Raw genomic sequence first — 22,439 nt, forward strand, 5'->3', positions numbered from 1 at the left:
ATATTAAATAGTATGTTAAAGATTAAAGCATATTTATTAAAATTTATCTTCATTTCTTGCTAATGTGAGAAAAAGTGAAGTAGATAGTACATTGCTTGTTGGTTATTAGGTGTTTTTACTGAAATTGATTATTGATTTTCGCTAGTTTTTATAGTTAAGAAAAACCATCTTATCAATATTTATAAGGTGTTTTAGAAAGGAGTTATTTATGTACCCCGTTGATTTACATGCTCATACTATTGCTAGTACACATGCTTACAGTACAGTTAGTGAATATTTCCAACAAGCTAAAAAGCAGGGAATTCAATTATTTGCAATTACTGATCATGGCCCAGATATGGATGATGCACCTCATGAATGGCATTTTTCTAACTTACCGGTGATCCCTCGTATTATTGATGGTGTTGGTATTCTTTATGGTATAGAAGCGAATATTAAAAATATTAAAGGTGAAACGGATTGTAGTGAGAAAATGAGCAAGAAATTAGATATTGTGCTTGCTGGTTTTCATGATCCAGTCATGAGTTCATTAGGTCTTGTTGATAATACAAAAGCGTTAATTGCAACAATCGCTAGTGGCTGTGTTCAAATGATTACACACCCAGGTAATCCGAAATATCCAATAGATATAGCTGAAGTTGCAAAAGCAGCAGCCTCTTACAACGTTGCTTTAGAAATGAATAACTCATCATTTATTCATTCTAGAGTAGGGAGTGAGAAAAATTGTATAGAAATAGCGAAAGCAGTACGTGATGCAGGCGGATTAATAGCATTAGGCTCTGACTCACACATTGCTTCTTCACTAGGAAATTTTGATCGAGTATTAGAAGTATTAGCCCAAATAGATTTTCCACAAGAGCGTATATTAAATGTAACCCCAAGAAGGGTGTTAGATTTTCTAAAATCACACGGTAAAAAAGAGATCCCTGAATTTAGTCATTTTTAATATTGGGTTAAATCAGTAAGCAGAAAGCTATCCTAAGATTAAGATAGCTTTTATGCTGTGGGTAGACTTAACACTTACTGGTGAAAAACAGTTAATTCTTGTTTTAGTCTATCTGATTGTGTTTGCAATGAATCTAATGAACTAACTAATTCTCGTGTCATTGTTGAGTTAGCTTGTGTTGTTTGATCTAATTGATTTATTGCATCTTCAATTTGGGCAATACCATTACTTTGTTCATTTGTAGAAATAGAAATATCGTGGATCATTTCATTAATATTTTCAGTATGTTTAGAAATATCTACCATATTATCGTTTGCGTCCGCAGCTAATTGAAAACACTGATTTATTTTTTTACTTGAATTGGCGACAAGTACTTTTATTTCCTTTGATGCCAAATTACAGCTAATGGATAATTCTCTTACTTCTTTAGCGACAACCGCAAAACCTTTTCCGTGTTCACCTACTCTTGCTGCTTCTACGGCGGCATTTAAAGCCAATAGATTTGTTTGGAAGGCAATATTATCGATAGTAGAGGTAATATCGTTTATTTGTTCAGAGAACGTGACAACTTCATGCATATTTTCAACAACGTTAGCGAGCATTTCATTGCTTTGATGGATCATCGTATCTGTTTTTGTTACTAGCTCACAGGATGCTTGTGTATTTTCTGCATGTTGTTTTGATGTAACGCTTAATTGTCGTATTCCTGCTGAGGTTTCGAGTACAGCAGCTGATTGTTGTTCAACACGAATAGCAAGATTATTGTTCATAACAGCAATATCATTTAATTCTGAATTAATCAGGCCAGAGCTGTGATTGATGTTATTGACGATTTGTTTTATCTGATCTCGCATTTTTTGAATATTGGCAGTGAGAATGTTTATTTCAAATAGACCTTTTGTGGTTACATCGGTCGCTAATTCTCCATTACTAATATCTTCGATATTTTTCATGATAGCGTTTAAAGGTGAAATAAAGTTTTTTCGTAGTACAACTTGAACTAAGAAAGAAAAGATAACAATTAATATTGAAATGGCGATTAAGCTATAAATAATTTTATCGTACAGTAATTCACCTTCCCCCAATGAGGCTGTGTAATAGTTTTCTAGCTGTTGATGATAGTTAGTATAGGCTTGCTCAAAATTGTCTTGATAGGTTTGTGTTGGTTGATTTAAATACTCATATGTTTTGCCTTGTTCTAGAAAGGCTAAAAATTCAATAAGTGCTGCATTAAGCTCAGTATATTTCTGCTCTAATTGTTGTATATAACTTTGATCTTCAACATTATGAGGAAAACTCTTGAAACTTTTCCATCCATTTTCAACGTGTTGAAGTTTTTCTTTAGTTTGTTGCAATAGCGAAGAGATGTCAGTATTGGCGGTGGCCATTTTATTAATAATTAATAGGTGGCGAGAGCTAGCTCTATTTAAGGTATTACGTGTTTGTAGTAGATTTTCCCAAGTATTATTTAGGAGCGACTGTTCATGATAGATATTGTTTAGTGTGTTCAAGTTTCTCTTGTAATCATTAACTGAAGAGAGAAATAAAACACAGGCTAGCCCAAGAAGTAAGATTAAAGAGCCTGTAATAAGCCAAACTAAAGTGGTTGTTTTTAAACTCGACATATTAAAAGAGACGTTTGGCAAATAACGTTGTTTGAAGTTATTAAACATGTAATGTTATTTCCTTTTTCATAAAAATATAACTGTGTAATTTATTGATTTTAAAGTTCTATTTTTACTTCCTGTAACTGGTATAGACAAAGAATTCAAAAAACAAGTGAAAATATGTTTTTAGGTCACTCTTTGATTTAATGCCATATATCCTTTTGATTTTTTCAAATACTAAAAAATAGTATCGGCATTTTATAAATATTCTTTATGCTTATTTATTGTTCTTATTTATAAATTTATTAAATGTATTGGTTGGTTTTATAACACTTTGATTTTTAATTAATTTTTCTTAAATATTAAAAGTTAAAGATAAAGAATAAAAATGATATAAAAGATACCATCTTAGTAGATGATGGTTAACCTGTTGATTTATTATTAACTTTATGTAATTTACTCGGTTGTTTTTAAACAATTAGATTTAAGTATTGTAAGTGTTTCTATTTATAAAATAAAAAAGTAATAATGATTAAAACAGCAATAAATTAAATTAATTTTTGTTTATTTAATAGAATAAATAAGAGAGCTTAAAGTTATAAATAAGAGAATGATAAAAAAAGGGTAGTAGAGAAAAAATAAGAAAGCAGACGAAATCTCTATAAACGGAAGGTTTATAACCCTTCCGCTTATAAGTAAAGATCATATCGATAATGATCCTAAGAATGCATGAAAATGTCACATAAAATTAAAGATAAAAACAATCAGCTAAAGCGAAATACCAGAGAATGACATAAAACCAAGAGACATTAACCCTACTGTGATAAATGTGATCCCTAATCCTCTCAATCCTTTTGGAATATTTGAATATTTCATTTTTTCACGTAAACCTGAGAGGGCGATAATCGCAAGTAACCAACCGATGCCACATCCTGCACCATATATCACTGATTCCGTAAAGGTGTAATCACGTTCAACCATAAAAATGGTGGCACCAAAGATAGCGCAATGAATAGTCAATAAAGGCAAAAAAATCCCTAATGAGTGATAAAGTGAAGGGATAAATTTATCTAAAAACATTTCTAAAATTTGAACAAGTGCCGCTAAAACACCAATAAAAGTGATATATCTAAGAAAGCTAAGATCAATACCTTCAACTATCGCGTCTTTCTTTAGAATAAAATGATAGATTAAGTTATTGATAGGTGTGGCAATAATAAGTAAAACAGTAACAGTAAGACCTAGTTTTAATGAGGTTTTTACTTCTTTAGAAACAGCAAGAAAAGTACACATTCCTAAAAAGAAACTTAATGCCATATTCTCAACAAAAGTCGCCTTAATAAAGATATTAAGGTAATTTTCAAGCATAAACCCTCCTATTAATATATTTTTTTACTAATTCTATTAAAAACAGCGCATTAATATAAGTGGTATCGCAAAAATATCTTTAAAATTAGATCTAAATGACATTTTTTGACTAAGAGTAAGATTTATTTGAGATAAGAAAAGTAAAATTTGGGGATAAATGTAATAAATGTGGCATTCAAATAAATTTTATATTTAAAGCTTCATTTTTTGTTTTTATTCGGTAAGGCAAAAAAAGAGTTAGAAACGACAAAACACCAATATCTGTTGATAGCATATCGGTGCTTAGGTGAGAACGTTTTTAATTATTTTTATAGAGATGTTTAGACTGAATAAATTTGTTTATGATTTGAGGGTGTTTAACATAAGTGTTTTATAGTTATTTTTCTCGAGATCTTTTTCTGTAAATCCGAATCTTGCGGCTAAATGTCTTAATTGATCAGTGTAGAGTGGGAGTTTGCTTTGGTCGTCCGTCATGATAGCAAACTCGGCAAAAGAGCCTAATTTATCTAGTTTATCAATTGTGATATGAAACTTATCTAGAAAATAGATTTCTCTTGATTTTGTATAATTGAGAATGCAATGGTAGCCAAGTGTCGTAAACATAGAGACTGTTTTTTCTGCATCTTCGATGCGAACAGCTTCACATTGTGATAAATCAGGACCTTTAACGATAAGAAGATTTATTCCTGAGGGTAGCATTTTTCTTATACATAAACTGATAGTTGGAGTTGAAAACCCAGTATTATTATGTTCCATATACCAATCTGTTTCTTTATTCTCAGGTGTAAATAATGTGGCTCCTGATTTTGTTAATTCATAAATAAAACTCTTTGGATTTTGAAGGTGATATTTTAGTTCGGCTTCAAATTTACCTTGAAAGTGTTCAGACATACGTTTTCCCCAATTTAGCGTTAATGAATTATAGCGCATTAACAAGGTGTTCTTCTGAGATAAAAACGAATTTTTAGTGTGATTTCATTATTTTCTATTTTAGTAAGTTAGATAAGAATATTTAAATAGAGTAATGAATATAATTACTATGAAATAAGGCGAAGAGGATATGGTGTGATTAAAAAAGAAAGACATAAGGGAAAATAAAAGGGGCAATGCCCCCTTTATTATTACAGAACACCTTCAAACGGGTTCCAACTTTGATCATTTTTGGTTTCTTTTAAGTAGTATGCATAGTTGGCTGTTATAGCCCATAAAATGTTAACTGCGATACCTACCGCATTGATAACACCATTGTTTACAGGTAAAAAACCAATAATAGTAAAAATGGCGATATTAATAGCAAATAATGTTAATGCTTTGCGCCATAAACCTAAAATAAGGAAGTAAATAAAGCCAAAGAAAAATGCCCAGATATTCATTCCAATAAGAATACGTTTACCAAAGGAGAGTTCTTTATAAGCAGCTTTAAATTCTGGTGTTTTAGGTGAACCATATTTATCAAAAAATGAAAAACGCTCTTGCCATTTTTCAGAAAGTTCTTTATTCATTTTAATTCCTTTTACTCTGTTGATTAAATTTAGCATTAATAGAAAAGTATCTTTACATAATTTAACATTACGAACAATATAAATTTATTAAGAGATTATCGATGTAAGTGATTATATAAAAAGTATTAAAGTGAGTGTGTTTCCAGTCATTTTTTAATAATTATCTTATTGCTTCAGAATATATTTTTAATGACCACTCTTAAAAGTAAACATGATAAAATAAAATATCATTTTGAATGGATTTTATGGTGAAAAGAATAAGAAATCTGGTTTATGGCGAATACCAGATTTCTTATAAAAGTAGGGCGTGGGTAATTAACGTACGACTAATACAGATGATTCTGCGTAACTAACCACTGAAGATGCGGTAGAACCTAGAAGATAAGTTTTCATACCAGGATTACGAGAACCAATGACAATCAACTCTGCTTGGATTTTTTTTGCGGTTTCTAAAATTTTATCCCGAGGATTACCTATAGACACGTAAAATTGCGTTGTACTATTGGGGATATCAATGTGTGATAAATTTTCTTTTAGTGTGGATAATGCAATTTCAATACGTTGTTTATCACTTGCTAGTCTATCTTGGCCTGCGAATGCAAATCCAACAAAAGACTCATAACTTGGAATGACTGATAAAAAATGAATATTCAATTTGTCAGCGACAGACAATGCTTTTAGATGAGACACAACCTTGTCCAACAAACCAAGCTCTGTAAAATCAACGGGTACTAACACTGTTTTTGTCATAGTGGCTCCTAATTAACCTTTTATTATGATTAGGGCTTTAATATTAATTTTTTGTGCATACAAATATGAGTTACCTACTAATCTTATCAGTCAAAATGAAAAACTGCACAAAAATTGAAATTATTTTTATTTTTTGAGAGTTATGTATTTTTTTATATGAAAAAAAATGAAAAAAGCTGCTGTCTGAAAAAACTAATATGTAGCAATATCAAATAGAAATCATAAAAAATAAGAAATGATAATAAGTAATAGAGGGATATTTTATTTTTCTAATGACGAATATTGTAAATATTACTTCCCATATGTTTATTGATATATTAAAAAGCTTATTTTTGAATATTTTCCAATAAGTGAAATATTATTTTCATTTAATGTTAATCTTAATTAACTTGACTATAAAGAGAAATCAATAAATATTAAAACTAAAGAAAAAAAGCCAGTGGTTAAATGTTATATCTATGGTTTTCAATGTGTTAGGTAATTAATCACAATAATTAAATACATATTTAGCCTTAATGATAATAAGTGCTATTTCGCTTTTAAATAGTATAAAAAGCATATTACAAATGAGATTGGTTTTTATTTTTATTACGGCTAATTAATTGAAGAAAATATATAAAACCACACTTAAATAACTATATTTTTATTTTTAACTGTGCATAATATCCATAATGTTAATTTTCATCGTAAGGAACGTAAAATATGTTACATCAAGATATGATCAATAAATTGAATGAACAGCTAAACTTAGAGTTTTATTCGGCAAATCTGTATTTGCAAATGAGTGCTTGGTGCGACGATAAAGGATTTGATGGTGCAGCTAAATTTTTAAAAGCTCACTCTCGTGAAGAAATGGAACATATGCACCGTTTATTTGATTACTTAAGTGATACAGGTGCAATGCCTTTATTGGGTGCGATTGAAGCGCCACCTGCTGAGTTTTCATCATTATCTGAATTGTTCGATAAAACTTACGAACATGAAAAACATATTACATCTGAGATTAATAAATTAGCACATGTTGCAATGACAACTCAGGATTATTCAACATTTAACTTCTTACAATGGTATGTTGCAGAGCAGCATGAAGAAGAAAAATTATTCAAATCAATCCTTGATAAATTAGCAATGGTGGGTGACAGTGGAAAAGCTTTATTCTTGTTAGATAAAGATCTGAACACATTATCAACATCTGCTCATGTCTAATTATTAATAAAGCTTGAGATAGACTAAGTTAATAAATGAATTATTGCGCTCTGCTGTGAATGAATAGCAGGGCGTTTTTTATTCTGCTATATTGCCATTTCCTCCCTTTCTATTGTTGCTATTCTTATCTTTTATTTCTTCCCTTATTTGCATTGTCTGTTTTTTATCCTAAAAATGACCTATCCCATACTATTTATACTGAGTGATTATTTTACTTTTAGTTGTATTTGGTTATGTATTGAACTGTTTAGACTGTCAATATGGGTATTATATTTTCTCAAAGTGTAAAAATGGGTGATATTTGAAACAGAAACTGGTCTAAATAACATATATTTTGAGTGCTAGTTCACAACCTTTTATTTCTAATATCAAGAAGCGAAGATCTTGACGTAAATTTGCTATAAAATATTTTCATAAATAAAAAATCACCTGTAATTTAAGAGGTTATTATGTCATTAAATACACTTAAAACATCTTGGGGTAAATTATCGGCTATTGCTGTTTTATTCCTTGGTATGTCATGTCAACAAGCCTTAGCTCATGCACACTTAAAATCACAGTTACCTGCTGAAGGTGCTGCGATTGAACAAGCGCAAGCGCCTAAAGTTATCACATTAGATTTCTCTGAAGGTATTGAATTAGCCTTTAGTAAAATCAAGGTCACGAATAGCGACGGTAAAGAAATTACCGTAGGAAAACTGAGTTTAGACCCGGTTAATAACACTAAATTATTACTGCCTTTAGAAAGTGATTTAGCAGAAGGTGATTATTTAGTTAATTGGAGCGTTGTTTCTGTTGATGGGCACAAGACAAAAGGTTCTTATCAATTTAGTGTAAAATAATGACACCTGAAGACGTTTATATTTTATGCCGTTTTTTCCATTTTGTGGCAGTCATGTTTATGTTCGGACTGAGCTTCTCGGCTGCCATTCTTGCAAAAGATAAGTTCATTCCTCTTATTCAAGTTCGTTTGCGCCCCGCATTAGCCATTAGTACGGTCACTGTCTTTATTACGACTTATTTATGGATGATTGTGCAATCCGGTATTATGGGGGATGGATGGGAAGATGCTTGGTCATTTGAAATATGGAAAGTGGTATTAGGGACTTCGTTTGGTCAAGTTTGGCAATGGCAATTGGCATTAGCAACGGTTGCATTAGCCGTTTTATTTATACACCAACGTTATATTCGTAATATTTCTTTATTAATTGTTGCTTCAATTATGTTGATCTTACATGCATCTATTGGTCATGGTGCCATGTTTACAGGATCAGAAGCGATATTTTATAAAGTTAATCAAAGCATTCATCTTATTAGTGCCGCCTATTGGTTTGGTGGTTTATGGCCATTTGTCGCTTGTTTGCAATTTTTACGGAATAAAGACGAGCTTGTGGATGGAATGATCAAACCTATTATTGGTACAATGAAGCGGTTTTCACTTTTTGGTCATATTGCTGTTTTATTGGTTATTATTACCGGTATTATCAGTGCTGTTATGTTAATTCCAGGATGGCCAGCAGTACAGTTATCATCTGAATATCAAAGTATGTTATGGCTTAAAATTAGCTTAGTGGTGTTAATGCTTGTCCTAGCTGTAATCAATCGCTATGTCTTAGTTCCTCATATCCGTAAGAAAAATAACTTTCAATGGTTGCTAGTAAATAGTTGGTTTGAGCTATTACTTGGAACAATGGTTATTTTTGCTGTAGCTATCTTTGCGATTAACTCACCTGTATAGATTGTTATATAATCGAAAAAACCTAATTTCTTAAGTGAGACATCCACATGAAACGTTTTTTACTAGCAGGAATGTTAATGCTTTTTTCTTTTCAGGCATTCTCTGCAGCACCTATTTCAACGGTCAGTAAGCTTCAATTTGGTGACGATTGGCCATTTACTCGAGAAGAAGTGATGCTTAATTGCCGTGCTGATGGTGCTTGGTTTGTGATTAATCCAGCAACACTGATGCAGTATCCACTTAATGAAATTGCAATGAAACAAATGGAAAGTGGAAAAGTAAAAGCACAGCTAATTGATATTATTTTACTGCCAGATCCTAATGTACCTGAAAAGAAAAAATCAGTAGAAGTGATACAGAATGCGATTAAGTCACTCTGTGAGAGTAATTAATCAAGTGATTGATAATATGACTAAGATTTTTTATTTTTATCATACTGATTTAAATAATAAAAATTAAAAATAAAGATTTTTTGAATAGAAAGTGGTGTGCTATTAGGTTGTTTACTGGATCTTTACATATTGTTAGCTAATATTTAACAGTAGGTTGTGAGATAGAAAAGTTTGAGTTAGTCCTCGATCTTTGTTTATGCAGTAATCAGCAATTACTTTTTAGCGCACGGCTCGCAATGAGCCATTTCCCTAAGCCAGATAAATGATTTATCTGGCTTTTTTTATGTTATTTCGCTTTAGCATCTCGTTATGCCACTTTTAAAATCCAGTGGTGGCTATCTTTATCATAAGCATGACGATAGAGCAGAATATTTTTATCTTTCAATTGGGCTGGAATACTTGTGTTTTCATCCCATCCATCTAATTGCATGCAAAATTCTTTGTCATAATCACATGGAATATGAATATAAGTTAATTGGTTATCAGAAGAGTGTTTCAAAGTAATATCTTCAATTTCATAGCAAGCAATTTTCAACGTTGTCTTTTTCATAAATAAAGCTCCAGATTAAGCGATGATGTATTTTGTTGTATTCTGTTGGTGGCATTTATTTTACAGAATGCTTTTTGACCGAACAAAATTAAGCATAGTATAAATGGAATCTATTTCCAAAATTTTTTTTGGAAATAAAAAAAGCGGATCATTTTTTGTGATCCGCTTTAAATAAATTATCTAAAATAGAGTAGAATTGCCTAATCTTTAAGGTTTAGGTATTGCCGTTCCCCATTCATCCCAATCTTTGGGTTCTTTATCATTTAAAATGAAATTCTGTTCCTGTTTTGCTTTCGTTTGTAATGGTGTGGAAGGTGGTGTTGCGAAAGTGATCCCACCACGTATAAATTGCTTGAATGTACCACTACGAATAACGCCACCAGTTAAACCAAACGAGAAGTTATATCCAGATGAGAGCCAAAACTCTGTATTATTTCGAACAAGGTATTGATATTTTTTACTAATACGAATGTGAATTAATACTCTGTCAGACATATTTCCTAGTTCAAGACCTGTTACAGCGCCAACTTCAAGACCACGGTAGTAAATAGGTGTGCCAATTTGTACCGAACCCGCTTCAGTGGCATTTAACACGAGGTTTAATCCATCGAGATAACGTGAATCTGTAATATTAGAGGTTTGTAATTCAAATTGACGATATACACCACCATTGCCAGGTTCTGCTTTGATATAAGGCTGTATCAGTGAATCTAAGTTATCTAATCCTGATGCTGTTAATTCGGGAGTAACAACAGCGAAGCGGCTGCCTGATCTCGCAAAGGTTTTGACATAATCAGGATAGAGAACAGCAGATACAGTCACTGCTTTTCTATCAGGTGAAAGGATTAATGATTCGACTTGTCCAATATCAATGCCTAAATAACGAATAGGCATTCCTTCAGAAAGTTTGCTTGCGTCGTAGGTTTTTAACGTAATTTGAGCGCCGATAGCTCGTGCGCTAGTTTCTGATGAATAGAGTTTGTAACGTGAAACGTTGTTATTGATATTTTCGAAATTATCAAAACTGATTGCGCCTTTTAATGCACGATTTAGTGGTGTTGCTTCAACAGTTAATCCTGAGCCATTAACAGATACTTTAGCTGCCCCTTCAGTCCAAAATACACTCTTTTCTGTGAGTAGATGGCGGTATTGTTTTGAAATATAAACATCAATATCAAATTCATCCATTAAAGGTCGAACATCAGTAATTTCACCGACTTGGAATTGATGATAAAGAACCACTGAACCTTTTTGTATCCCAGGAAGACTTGATGCTTTTAAAGTGAGTGTCACTGGTAATTCATTACCATTAATACTGGCTTTGGCAAAAAAGTCGTTACGATAAAGGCGATACTGTTCTTTAGGTGCTCCTTTAGTACCTTGAATAAGATGAATACCTCCTTCAAGCCATTCTTGAGGTGCCGCGCCTTGAACTTCAATACCATTTAGACCCATATTGACGTTAATCCGGCTATTGGCAACAAATTTACTATTTTCATAAATATAATGTTTATATTCAGGGGCGATAATTGCATCAAAAATAACCCCATCATCACTCATATTACGCTGAATGATTTGCCCAACAGTAATTCCTCTAAAGAGAATAGGTTGCCCTGCATCAACACCCCAACTTTCTTCACTAGTTAGTGAAATAATTAATCCATCTTCGCCATATATTGCTTTACCTGCATCTACGGAGGTTGCTGATTGTAAAACGAATTGCTGGTTTTTTTGTGCTGGAGGGCTGTTTTCTGGGGAATCAAAAGCAATAGCACCATTGATTAAAGCAGAAACGCTTTCCATTTTTACTGATACACCACTTTTTAAATTAAAACTACCTTGAAAGCCAGAGACGTTCCAGAAATGGCTATCTTGACGAATTAAGTGGGCGTACTGTTTATCAATACTTAGTTCAATAAAAATACCTTGATTATCAGGGCGAATCGCATAGCTATACACCTTACCAACAGGAACTTGGCGATAATAAACTTGAGAGTCAACATTGAGTGAGCCTAGTTTTTCTGTCGTTAAGGTTATTAATTGCTGATTTTTATCAATATTAGCTTGAGGACGAACTTCCTGAGCAATAAATTTAAACTGCTTTTCACCGTCACCCGGTAACATGCTGATATAGTTACCACCAACTAAAGCATCTAGCCCAGATACACCAGAAAGGCTGGCCTTAGGTGTAACTAACCAAAACTGTGTGTTTTGGCGTAGCGTTGTGGCGAGATCTTTGCGGATATCGGCTGTAACAATAACTCGACGTAAGTCGTCGCTTAACGTGACATCTTTAACCAAACCCACATCAACGCCTTGATAGCGAATAGGTGTTCTGCCAGAGACAATTCCTGATGCGGATTGAAAATCAATCGTGATTTGTACGCCTTTATCTTGCCAATGTTGGAAAAGCAACCAACTAGCAATAAAAATGGCGATGACAGGCAGTAGCCAAAATGTCGAAATTCTACGCTTGCGGCGTATTTGGGCTTGTGTGTCCTGAACGTCGTTTTCTTCTTGTTGCATAAGTATCCCATAGTAAACGACTATCCAACCATTCAACGGCAAGGATAGTAAGAATAACCGCAGTACCAAAATAAAAAGCCGCTGGCCCCATTGTGAAAGTCATCAATTGATCTCGATTAATCAATGACATCATTAGCCCAATCACAAAGAGATCAAGCATTGACCATCGTCCTATCCAAGAGACAAAACGGTATAGTTTCATTCGAAGTAGGGGGTCAATACGAGAATTAAAATGAATGCTTAATAATAAGCCCAGCATAATTATAATCTTGAAAAAAGGCACAAAAACACTGGCAATGAAGACAATAACTGCAATTGGAGTATTACCTGAATTCACTAAGGAAAGTACACCTGAAAAAATAGTGTCTTCACTACGCTGACCATTTAAATAGAAAATAGAAATAGGTAATAGATTTGCAGGTATTAGTAAAATTATTGCTGAAATTAATGCAGCCCATGTTTTTTGTAAACTCATTGGCTGTCTTGAGGTATAGCAAGATTTACAACGAGGGCAGTGTGTTGATGGTGTTCTTTTAAAATGATAATGACAGGCATGGCAAGTTGCAGGGCTTTTTTCTATTTCTTTTTGTGGATAAAAGCGTTGCCAAAGTTGGTCCATATTAATGTTAATTAGCATTAATAAGCTGAGTATCATTAAAGAAACAAAAGCAATTAAGCCATTGCCAATATAAACAGTTGCATAATCGCCTAATTTTATTGTTGCAACACCAAGCCCTATTAAATAGACATCTAGCATTACCCATTCTTTTAATTTCCCTAACATTAATAAGACTGGGCGAAGATTAAGGCGTAAGCGAGAGCCTAAATGGAGATATAAAATAGCGATGGGGAGGCTAAGTGGAGCAGCAATAGCACAAAAGGCTACCATTGTTGCTGTAAGAGGAGAGCCTTGCTCTGACATCATGCGAATACCGTCAAGCACATTCGCGGTTATCATTGTGCCTAATAGATGAATTTTAACTAGTGGCTGAGTAAATGCTATTGATGCCAAAATAAGCATTGTAATAGAAAGAATAAGTAGACGAGTTAATGACCAAGAACGATAAGATGCGAGTTTGGCTTGGCAACGTGGGCAATAAGCATCTTCTCCACGCTTTAATGCAAGAGGTAGTGTCACGAGGTGATCACACTCCTGACAGCGTATTGATTTTTTTCCCTTTATTGCGATATTGTTCACTATGTTGCTCGTTAGTTCGCCTAAGTTGGTTTTCTCAAGAGTTATCGTTTGATTAAGCTAAAAAAAAGCACCTATACTCAATGGTTCACAAGTTAGCATTTTTATTATATTTATGCCTTTCATTTTACAATGCAAAGTGTCTGATTTTTTTTGTGGGTGTTAAGGGAATATTATCGTTTTTTTAGCCAATTCTTGAAAATGGAGTATTCAACCTCAAGATAAAATAGGCTAAATTACGAGATATGTTATCTATTTTAGTTACGCAAATAGGATTTAATGATGCCAAAATCGCTTTTTTATCAGGAACTCACTGATAATTTGTCAGCCTTGTTGTCTGGTGAAAATGATCTTATCGCATCACTTGCTAATACCAGCGCGCTTCTTTACGAGAAGTTAGATACGATAAATTGGGTTGGGTTTTATCTTAATGATGGTGATTCATTAGTCCTTGGCCCATTTCAAGGCAAAATTGCTTGTGTCAGAATAGGTTTTGGAAAAGGAGTTTGCGGAACTGCATACTCCGAAAACAGAATTTTAAGAGTAAGTGACGTTCATCAATTTAGTGGTCATATTGCTTGTGACAGTGCAAGTCAGTCTGAAATTGTTCTACCTTTAGAAGTAAATGGACAAATTATCGGCGTTCTCGATATTGATAGTCCTATTTTTGATCGTTTTGATAAAAAAGATGAAAATGGGCTTAAAGCGTTGTGTGACGTGCTCTGCGAGCATTTAAAAACTTGTCATACAGCAAAATATTGTGAATTTTGTGTAAGTTAACAGGCGTTTGCCATAGAAATTGTTGGCAACACTATTATAATGTCGCTTGTTCATGCCTGCGCTGGTTGGCAAAACCGTTGTAATCAGGAAATTTCATGGAAAATCAACCTAAGTTGAATAGTAGTAAAGAAATCATCGCTTTTTTAGCTGAACGTTTCCCTAAGTGTTTTATCGCTGAGGGCGAAGCCCGCCCTTTGAAAGTTGGCATTTTTCAAGATCTTGTTGAAGATCTAAAAGATGAAACTCAACTGAGTAAAACACAGTTACGTTCGGCATTACGCTTGTATACCTCAAGTTGGCGCTACCTTTATGGAGTTAAAGAAGGAGCAAAACGTGTCGATTTGAATGGTAATGACTGCGGCGAACTGGAAGCTGAGCATATTGAACATGCTCGTACACAATTAGCAGAAGCTAAGGCGCGCGTTCAAGCTCAGAGAGCAGAACAACGTGCTAAGAAGCGCGAAGCTGAAGGTGATAAGGAGACCAGCAAACGTCCGGCAGCGAAAAAGCCAAATAATACGCGTCGTCAGCCACCTAAAGATGGTGAAAAACGGCAGCCTCGTCCTCAAAAAGCGGCTCAAGCACCTCGTAAAGCACCACCACGCCAAAATACTGAAAAGTTAATTCCAGTGAAAGACACATCAGTTCTTACTGTTGGTCAATCGCTAAAAGTTAACGTTGGTAGCAGCGTGATGGACGCGACAGTGCTAGAGATAGCCAAAGAGGGTGTACGTGTACAATTGCCTAATGGTTTGGCAATGAATGTACGCACGGAACATTTAAAGTTCTGATACGGAGGCCAACCAGAGCATGAACAAACTTTTAAATGTGGCTTTTGCAATCGGATTAACGTTAACAGGCACTTCTGTTGTGATGGCTGAGAAACCAGCCACCCCAGCAATGGTAACTATTGATCAGTTACCCGAATTAAAGCAAGAGCCACAACATTCTACCGTGAGCGAGCGAGTAACCTCTCGTTTTGAACGCTCTCATTATCGTCAGTTCTCGCTAGATGCGAGCTTTTCTGAAAAGATTTTTAATCGCTATCTTAATTTATTAGATTATAGCCACAATGTGTTGCTAGCATCAGATATTGCCCAATTTGATAAAGAAAAAACCAAAGTAGGTGAATATCTGAAAAAAGGGGAGCTTCAGCCTCTTTATGATCTCTTTAATTTAGCGCAAAAAAGACGTTTTGAACGTTTTCAATACGCCTTAAACCGCCTAGATAAACCCATGGATTTAACTGGTCAAGATAAGTTTGAGTTAGATAGAACAAAAGCGCCATGGCCGCAAACTCAAGCTGAGCTAGATAAACTTTGGGATGAAAAAGTAAAATATGATTGGTTAACGCTGAAACTATCTGAAAAAACAGATAGCGAAGTTAAAGAGACCCTCACTAAGCGTTATAAAGCTGCGTTACGTCGTCAAACGCAAAGCCAAAGTGAAGATGTTTTCCAAATCATTATGTCGGCATTCGCCCGCGAAATTGATCCTCATACAAGTTATTTATCACCAAGAAATACCGAAGCCTTTGATTCTGAAATGAGCCTATCCTTAGAAGGCATTGGCGCTGTATTACAGATGGATGATGACTACCCTATGATCAACTCTATGGTAACCGGTGGTCCGGCTGCAAAAAGCAAAGAGTTGAAAGTAGGCGATAAAATTATTGCTGTAGGGCAACAAAATAAAACGATGGTTGATGTTGTCGGCTGGCGACTTGATGATATTGTTGCGTTGATTAAAGGGCCAAAAGGTAGCCAAGTAAAATTAGAAGTTATTTCTGATGAGAAAGGCGCTAAACCAAGAACAATCACTTTAGTCAGAGAGCAAATCCGTTTAGAAGACAGAGCTGTTAAGCTAACTGAAAAAGTGATTAACGGTGATAAAGTTGCAATTTTGGATATTCCAAGCTTCTATGTTGGTTTAACCAATGACGTAAAAACACAGTTACAAAAAGTGGCTAAAGATAATGTTTCATCTTTAGTCATTGATTTGCGCGGTAATGGTGGTGGCGCATTAACAGAGGCGATTTCACTTTCAGGATTATTTATTCCGAGTGGCCCCGTTGTGCAAGTCAGAGATAATAATGGTCGTGTACGACAAGATTTCGATAAAGATGATGTCGTGTATTATAAAGGACCACTGGTGGTTATCGTAAATCGCTTTAGTGCTTCTGCCTCTGAAATTTTTGCGGCTGCAATGCAAGACTACGGACGAGCGCTAATTGTAGGTGAGCAAACGTTCGGTAAAGGAACAGTTCAGCAATATCGCCCATTAACCCGTGTTTACGACCAAATGCTAAGCCCTGATTGGCCTGGTTTAGGTTCAGTGCAATACACTATTCAAAAATTCTATCGAATTAATGGTGGCAGTACTCAACTTAAAGGGGTAACCCCTGATTTGTTGTTACCAAGCTTTGATAGTGCTGAAATGGGTGAAAGTTTTGAAGATAACGCATTGCCTTGGGATAGTATCTCTCCAGCAAGCTATCAGCTCTCTGAGTATTCAGACAAGCTGAAGGCCGCGTTAGCGCCATTAACTGAGCAGCATACTAAGCGCATCGCAAATGACAGAGAGTTTTCGTACATCTTTGCTGATATTCAGCGTTATAACGATGCCAAAGCAAAAGGTGAAGATAAATTTGTTATCTTAAACTTCGCTGAAAGAGAGAAAGAAAACAAAGAGCTAGAAGCCATCAAATTAAATCGCATTAATGAGCGTTTTAAATTAGAAGGTAAGCCTGCGTTAAAATCACTCGATGATTTGCCTAAGGATTATGAGGGGCCAGATCCTTATTTAGATGAAACTGCTAAAATTGCGGTTGATCTCTCAAAAGTGCTTAAGCCTAAGAAATTATTAAATTAAGTTATCAGTTATAACAACAGATACTTAAAGTAACCCCCCAATAGTTGGATAACCAATTGCTGGGGGGTTTTATATTTATATTAGCCAAGATATAAAATTACTATTGCCAATCAATGTTTATCAGGCTTTTCATCAAAAATCTTTTTAAGAAAACCAATAATAGTTTCTTAGATGCCACCCTTTATATTTTTAGTTCTTCTCTATATTAAGTTGCCAGTAATATAAATTATTATTAATGAATGGATATTTAAATTTCACTTTATGTAACTTAATTTTCAATTCGAAATATATCTTGAATAAGTTTTGTAAGCTATAAGAGCGAATGCTGGGTTGATTTTTAGATAAGAGGTGAGTTTCTTATTTAATAAGTGGAATAAAAAGATAAAAGGATTATTTATTGTGATTAAGATCTCATTTGATAGCATGTCTATTGCAATAAATGTAACATGTTGTGACAATGGTCTCTAAAGTTGACATAAAATTACTATAGTATACACATTATGAAATATTTGCGTCATTTTTGGATATTGACGCGTTAGCTAAAATCTTACCTAAATGATGAGTTATCTTTATTCTATGAGTTCAAAATGTATTTTTAGAGCAAAATATTATAACTAAAATAATATATTTTTAGAGTAGGGTTCTATACGTAAGGGGTAGTGACTAAAGGCAAATAATCTATAATTTGCTTATAGGATTTTATTGCAAAAAAATAAGTAAATATAAATATGGTGAGATATCCATATTGGATTTTTTACGCCAAAAAATGACTCTATTGCTTGAAAATGGTGCAACTATAAATTTAATCAAAGGTTATTTTTTAGCTAAATAAAAAAATGGTGTTTTATTAAACTTGCTGAATATAAGTCAGCATAACTTAATTCAAATATTTATTAACCAGGTTGCATTAAGATGAAAGTAAAAAAAATAGTATTGTTTATGTTGTCTCCTTGCTTCTTAGCAGTAAGCGCTGCTAATGCCGCAAATTGGGAAGACTCAATTAAAGAAAGCGCGTTTATTTCAGATTCAGAACTTGAACTTTCTACAATCAATATGTGGAAATACTTAAAAACTGAAAACCGTTTTGATAAAGAAGAGCAACGTTACAGAAAGCAAGTTGCCAATGCTTGGGGTCAAAACTTCCAAGCTGATTTCAAATCAGGTTATTTAGGTGACATCCTAGGATTTGATGTCTCTTATTATGGTGGTATCAAATTAGGCGCAAGTAAAGACTTCGCCTCTCGTGCAATTTTATATAATGATGATGGCGACGCAAAAGGCTATAACAAAATTGGTCAACGCTTTGCAAAAGTTAAATTCGATTTAGATCCTGTATTAATTAACGGTAAAGCGGGTTGGTTTACTCTGAAAAATACCGGTATTTTTACAAACTCACAGCGTTTATCATTAAACAGCTACAATGGTTATGCTACTAACACTGCAATGGGCGACTGGAGCTTAGATTTACTATTCCTTGACGGTAAAGTAATGCGTCGTGATAGCCCAAATACTGACAGAATGTATTTCAGCGATGGCAATGGCGTTAGACATAATATCGACCATGTGCTGACTGGTGGCATTAACTACAACTCCAAACCGTTAAAAGTATTTTATTTCTATGGTCAAGCGGATGATGTATTCCGTCAACATGGTTTAGAAGCAAAATATAAATTAACCTCAGATGTTACTGTTGGCGGTGTTGTTTATTATCATGATTACGGTAGTGATGGTAAACGTACATTAAGTGATGCCAATAAGGGTAAACGTAACTTTGATAATGACGCATGGCACTTTGCAGGTACTATGGAATGGCGCATTCCAGAATCACCATGGACATTACGTACAGGTGTGACATATACCGATGCAGAAAAAGCTAATGGTGTTGGTCAATTTGCGCGTAACCCAATTGGTAATACCCGTGGACGCTTTAACTCACCTGCTTACGCAGATATCGACTATGTACGTGATGGTGAGGTTATGGGTGCATTGGAAGCTGAATACAGAATTAGCAAAGAACTGTCTGTTGGTGCGCGTACCAACTATAGTGAGTTCAGCTATTCTGGTGAAAGATTAAAACAAGGGCAATTTGGTTTATTTAGCTACTGGAAACCTACAAAAAATCTTTCTGTTTCTTTAAGTGGTGGTATCGGCTGGCACCACCAGCAAGAAAACGACTATACCACACCAAAACTTTATGATGGTCACTCACAACGAGCTCATTCATTATCAGGCTCTATGACAACAACATATCGTTTTAAAATGTAATTTATAGCGTTAATTGAGTTTATTGCTCGTATCAGATGCACGACTTGCATATATTGTGAGTCGTGCATAAAAATACAGAGATAATGGCTCTATCGATTATCGTAAATGGTGGCATCTTTATGGTAAACCCGTGGTTATGATATTCAACAATACAAGCCTTTCTTAAATAAATTCCTTTCGTTCGACAAAACAGAAAATTCATATCATCTATTATCAATCTCACTTTATACTTAAGCTTTAAATGATGCCTAATATTAGGTGTTCACTGACTATTTCTTTATCAAAATGTAAAGTTATATCGTTTTTAATATTAAATAGGTTAAAAAGCTTGATAAAATCTAAAAAAGCCTTATTTATAAGACAGTTTTAGCAATGTGATAATTAGATAAAATAGGAACAGTATCAATATGATGAGAATTGCTTTATTCCTGTTAACAAACTTAGCTGTTATGTTTGTTTTTGGGATCATCTTATCTTTAACAGGTATACAAGGTCGTAGTGTTCAAGGCTTGATGATCATGGCGGGCTTGTTTGGCTTTGGTGGTGCATTTATTTCACTATTAATGTCAAAATGGATGGCATTACGTTCAGTGGGTGGTCAAGTTATTGAAAACCCAACTTCAGAAGTAGAGCGTTGGTTATTAGATACGGTAAGAAGACAATCTGAACAAGTCGGCATTAAAATGCCACAAGTGGCAATTTATGATGCGCCTGATATTAATGCATTTGCAACAGGCGCTCGCCGTGATGCTTCGCTGGTGGCTGTGAGTACTGGTTTGTTAGCTAATATGAGTCGAGATGAAGCAGAAGCGGTTATTGCCCATGAAATTAGCCATGTCGCTAATGGTGATATGATAACCATGACCTTGCTACAAGGTGTTGTGAATACCTTCGTTATCTTTATTTCTCGTATCATCGCTCAATTTGTTGCTAACTTTATCTCTAATGACGAAGAGAGTGAAAATAGCAATGGAAACCCATGGGTTTATATGGGGGTTTCAATGGTTCTGGAAATTGTATTCGGTATTCTTGCCAGCATTATTACCATGTGGTTCTCTCGTTATCGTGAATTCCACGCGGATGCGGGTTCTGCAAAGCTTGTTGGCCGTGAAAAAATGATAGCGGCATTACAACGTTTGAAAACGAGTTACGAGCCACAAGAAGAGAGTAGCATGATGGCTTTCTGTATCAATGGTCGTAATAAGTCATTCAGCGAGTTATTTTTATCTCATCCGCCATTAGATAAGCGTATTGAAGCACTGCGCAATGGTGAGTATTTGAAATAAGATTGAATGATAGCATTAAAGAAAATATGGTTAATGCTTCGCTAAAAATAGAAACGCCAGAGAGTTAAATCTTTCTGGCGTTTTTTAATTATAATATTTTTCGTTAAGGATATTTAATAAAATAGAGGCTGTTGTATGAAATGTTGCATATGCATTTTTCCATGTGATTTTGTTTTTGCTAAAGACCATCGGTAAAACAAATTTTAGATAACGTTGCTCATGAATTGGGTCATCACGTAATCTATCTAGCCCTAGTTGCAATTCTTTAAGTGGAAACTCGCAAAATTCAGGATACTGGTTTGAGTATCGTGCTATATCTTGTTGTATACAGTTATACATAAAAATACTGAGTTTTTGATAATCAGGTGGTTGGTGAGTGACAATACAATAATTATCATAAATATGCCTAACTAATGATTTATCGTCAAATCGATCATAACCACGATTTAATGATGCTGTTCTACGCATTATTGATATAAGTTTCTCCACATGAGTTGATTCATTTGTAGCACATGGAAGTGATTCAATTACATCTCCTTGATCCGTTAATTGTGTAACTAATGAGCTAATGTTTCTATTTTTGGGTGGCTCTAATAATTCTGTTTCGATAAATTCAAGTTTAATGAAGGGTCTTAAGCAAGGTGCTTGCTGGTGCTTTTGAGGGTATTGTATTTCTACTTCGTAGTAGCGATATTCATCACGTTTAATTGCATTCTCTAAGTTAATTTTAAAAAAATCTAATGATTCTATTTTCTTTATAATTGAGCCAATTAATTCACGCCTAATTTTTTTACGCTGCTCCCTTGACTTGGATAAAAACCGAACATTTGGTACCATTTTTATATCAACATCTTCAGACATTCTGTTTAATGCTATTCCTGATTTAGATAGTGCTGTACCACCAGAAAAAACAAGTTGATGGGAATGGTAAGCTGCATCTTTAATCATTTTTAATAGCTCAATGATATAAAAGTCTTTTTCAACAATAGATACGGAATCAATACCGAGAGCATCTGCAACATCAGGGAATAAATCAATTTGTTTTTTCATTAATTTTGCTATTCCCTATTATGAGTTTTCGGCTAAAACGACGAGGGGTTTTTATTTCAACATATGCAGGAATTTGAGTTGAACTACCCTCATTGTATGCTTTGGTGGCATCACCAAGTAAATAAGGTATTTTGAGACGATCAAGTGTTTCAATAATAACTGATGCTGACCCACCAGGGGCTGCTGGCATTGTTTTTCCTGTAATTTGGTTACGGCGGGCTTTGGTATAAACACCTTGCCCAACTCTTAGCAAAACACCTTCTTGGATAAGTAAGTTTAAAACCCGACCTATTTGATCATAACCTGCTATATCATTAAAATCTTTACGAAAGAAAACATTACGTTTTGAACGTTTTAAACGTGTTTCAATTTTATCTTTTATTGTCATGATTTCCTCCTTAAGTCAA

The 22,439-nt window shown here is 34.2% G+C and carries 20 protein-coding genes; 10 read left to right on the top strand and 10 right to left on the bottom strand.

Annotated elements, in window-relative coordinates; all coding sequences use genetic code 11:
* Window positions 1-208 precede the first annotated feature (208 nt).
* Complete coding sequence (locus QQS39_RS07540; RefSeq protein ID WP_285805667.1) at window positions 209-946, top strand: phosphatase; 738 nt, start codon at window positions 209-211, stop codon at window positions 944-946.
* Between the two features lie 74 nt (window positions 947-1,020).
* Here the strand turns inward: QQS39_RS07540 and QQS39_RS07545 are convergent, their stop codons facing one another.
* The 5 genes from QQS39_RS07545 to QQS39_RS07565 all read right to left on the bottom strand — a co-directional run bounded on the left by QQS39_RS07545 (window position 1,021) and on the right by QQS39_RS07565 (window position 6,173).
* The gene (locus QQS39_RS07545) at window positions 1,021-2,619 is read right to left on the bottom strand and encodes a methyl-accepting chemotaxis protein (protein WP_285805668.1); all 1,599 of its coding nucleotides are present in this window, start codon (window positions 2,617-2,619) and stop codon (window positions 1,021-1,023) included.
* 702 nt (window positions 2,620-3,321) lie between these two features.
* Complete coding sequence (gene nqrE / locus QQS39_RS07550) at window positions 3,322-3,921, bottom strand: NADH:ubiquinone reductase (Na(+)-transporting) subunit E (RefSeq protein WP_151434913.1); 600 nt, start codon at window positions 3,919-3,921, stop codon at window positions 3,322-3,324.
* 339 nt (window positions 3,922-4,260) lie between these two features.
* Window positions 4,261-4,812, bottom strand: a complete 552-nt coding sequence (locus QQS39_RS07555) for a class IV adenylate cyclase (protein ID WP_285805669.1) — start codon at window positions 4,810-4,812, stop codon at window positions 4,261-4,263.
* Between the two features lie 230 nt (window positions 4,813-5,042).
* Entirely contained in the window at window positions 5,043-5,423 is a 381-nt protein-coding gene (locus tag QQS39_RS07560) for a DUF2628 domain-containing protein (protein ID WP_023582416.1), read from the bottom strand.
* A 315-nt stretch (window positions 5,424-5,738) separates the two neighbouring features.
* Complete coding sequence (locus tag QQS39_RS07565; RefSeq protein ID WP_072062602.1) at window positions 5,739-6,173, bottom strand: universal stress protein; 435 nt, start codon at window positions 6,171-6,173, stop codon at window positions 5,739-5,741.
* Between the two features lie 702 nt (window positions 6,174-6,875).
* Here QQS39_RS07565 and ftnA point away from each other — a divergent pair.
* From ftnA to QQS39_RS07585, 4 genes are all read left to right on the top strand, one after another.
* Window positions 6,876-7,379 carry a non-heme ferritin gene (gene ftnA, locus QQS39_RS07570; protein ID WP_075673382.1) on the top strand — a complete coding sequence of 168 codons (504 nt, stop codon included), beginning with the start codon at window positions 6,876-6,878 and terminating at the stop codon, window positions 7,377-7,379.
* A gap of 449 nt (window positions 7,380-7,828) precedes the next feature.
* On the top strand, window positions 7,829-8,221 hold the full coding sequence (gene copC / locus QQS39_RS07575; protein ID WP_151434915.1) for a copper homeostasis periplasmic binding protein CopC: 393 nt from the start codon (window positions 7,829-7,831) through the stop codon (window positions 8,219-8,221).
* Window positions 8,221-9,117: a copper homeostasis membrane protein CopD gene (gene copD / locus QQS39_RS07580; protein ID WP_285805670.1), complete on the top strand. Its 897-nt coding sequence runs from the start codon at window positions 8,221-8,223 to the stop codon at window positions 9,115-9,117. Before copC ends, copD begins: the two co-directional genes overlap by 1 nt.
* A gap of 47 nt (window positions 9,118-9,164) precedes the next feature.
* On the top strand, window positions 9,165-9,509 hold the full coding sequence (locus tag QQS39_RS07585) for a YebY family protein (RefSeq protein ID WP_285805671.1): 345 nt from the start codon (window positions 9,165-9,167) through the stop codon (window positions 9,507-9,509).
* Between the two features lie 307 nt (window positions 9,510-9,816).
* Here QQS39_RS07585 and QQS39_RS07590 read toward each other — a convergent pair whose 3' ends face one another.
* The 3 genes from QQS39_RS07590 to yebS form a co-directional block, all read right to left on the bottom strand.
* Window positions 9,817-10,059, bottom strand: a complete 243-nt coding sequence (locus tag QQS39_RS07590; RefSeq protein WP_075673379.1) for a DUF1480 family protein — start codon at window positions 10,057-10,059, stop codon at window positions 9,817-9,819.
* A 207-nt stretch (window positions 10,060-10,266) separates the two neighbouring features.
* Window positions 10,267-12,585, bottom strand: a complete 2,319-nt coding sequence (locus QQS39_RS07595; RefSeq protein WP_151434918.1) for a PqiB family protein — start codon at window positions 12,583-12,585, stop codon at window positions 10,267-10,269.
* Window positions 12,527-13,783, bottom strand: a complete 1,257-nt coding sequence (yebS, locus tag QQS39_RS07600; protein WP_285805672.1) for a membrane integrity lipid transport subunit YebS — start codon at window positions 13,781-13,783, stop codon at window positions 12,527-12,529. Before yebS ends, QQS39_RS07595 begins: the two co-directional genes overlap by 59 nt.
* Window positions 13,784-14,062: 279 nt before the next feature.
* Between yebS and QQS39_RS07605 the strand changes: the two genes are divergently transcribed.
* The 5 genes from QQS39_RS07605 to htpX all read left to right on the top strand — a co-directional run bounded on the left by QQS39_RS07605 (window position 14,063) and on the right by htpX (window position 20,982).
* Entirely contained in the window at window positions 14,063-14,560 is a 498-nt protein-coding gene (locus QQS39_RS07605; RefSeq protein ID WP_088495806.1) for a GAF domain-containing protein, read from the top strand.
* A gap of 95 nt (window positions 14,561-14,655) precedes the next feature.
* The gene (gene proQ / locus QQS39_RS07610; protein ID WP_285805673.1) at window positions 14,656-15,351 is read left to right on the top strand and encodes an RNA chaperone ProQ; all 696 of its coding nucleotides are present in this window, start codon (window positions 14,656-14,658) and stop codon (window positions 15,349-15,351) included.
* A gap of 19 nt (window positions 15,352-15,370) precedes the next feature.
* Entirely contained in the window at window positions 15,371-17,431 is a 2,061-nt protein-coding gene (gene prc / locus QQS39_RS07615; RefSeq protein ID WP_151434920.1) for a carboxy terminal-processing peptidase, read from the top strand.
* A 912-nt stretch (window positions 17,432-18,343) separates the two neighbouring features.
* Window positions 18,344-19,696, top strand: coding sequence for an OprD family outer membrane porin (locus tag QQS39_RS07620; protein ID WP_285805674.1), 1,353 nt, complete (start codon window positions 18,344-18,346; stop codon window positions 19,694-19,696).
* A gap of 407 nt (window positions 19,697-20,103) precedes the next feature.
* A complete protein-coding gene (gene htpX / locus QQS39_RS07625) occupies window positions 20,104-20,982 on the top strand; it encodes a protease HtpX (protein WP_285805675.1) in 879 nt (292 codons plus the stop codon).
* An 84-nt stretch (window positions 20,983-21,066) separates the two neighbouring features.
* On the opposite strand, the gene QQS39_RS07630 is transcribed toward htpX, so the two are convergent.
* Together QQS39_RS07630 and QQS39_RS07635 are read right to left on the bottom strand one after the other, a co-directional pair.
* Complete coding sequence (locus QQS39_RS07630; RefSeq protein ID WP_285805676.1) at window positions 21,067-22,032, bottom strand: nucleotidyl transferase AbiEii/AbiGii toxin family protein; 966 nt, start codon at window positions 22,030-22,032, stop codon at window positions 21,067-21,069.
* On the bottom strand, window positions 22,016-22,420 hold the full coding sequence (locus QQS39_RS07635; protein ID WP_151434923.1) for a DUF6088 family protein: 405 nt from the start codon (window positions 22,418-22,420) through the stop codon (window positions 22,016-22,018). Before QQS39_RS07635 ends, QQS39_RS07630 begins: the two co-directional genes overlap by 17 nt.
* Window positions 22,421-22,439: the final 19 nt, after the last annotated feature.

Source organism: Proteus appendicitidis, from assembly GCF_030271835.1.
GTDB classification, from domain to species: domain Bacteria; phylum Pseudomonadota; class Gammaproteobacteria; order Enterobacterales; family Enterobacteriaceae; genus Proteus; species Proteus appendicitidis.